The organism is Xanthomonas prunicola (assembly GCF_002846205.1).
Classification (GTDB): domain Bacteria; phylum Pseudomonadota; class Gammaproteobacteria; order Xanthomonadales; family Xanthomonadaceae; genus Xanthomonas; species Xanthomonas prunicola.
In genome coordinates this window covers 1-265 of the sequence record NZ_PHKV01000093.1, presented here as the reverse complement: position 1 = coordinate 265, position 265 = coordinate 1, and the positions used below count along the sequence as shown (strand labels likewise).

The 265-nt window shown below is 64.5% G+C and carries 1 protein-coding gene; it reads left to right on the top strand.

Annotated features, from left to right (window positions below; all coding sequences use genetic code 11):
• The coding region (locus tag XpruCFBP8353_RS23180) for a hemagglutinin repeat-containing protein (RefSeq protein ID WP_133125733.1) at positions 1–265 on the top strand (265 nt) is incomplete at both ends.

The following is a 265-nucleotide window of genomic DNA, read 5'->3' as shown; positions in this document are numbered from 1 at the left end:
GTCGGTCACCCAGGTCGCATCCTCGGTCGGGTCGAAAGACGGCAATCTGGTCATCAGTGCTGGCAATCAGTTGACCATTGCCGGCTCCGATCTCGGTGCCGGCAAGGACCTGACCCTGGCGGCCAAGGACATCGCCCTGCTGGCGCGCCAGGACACGGTCGACCACCAGTCCAGCCAGTCGAGCAAATCCAGCGGGTTCTCGGTGGGCGTGACCTACGACCCGGGTGCGTCGTACCGCAGCGCACGCGATTCCACTACCAAGAAC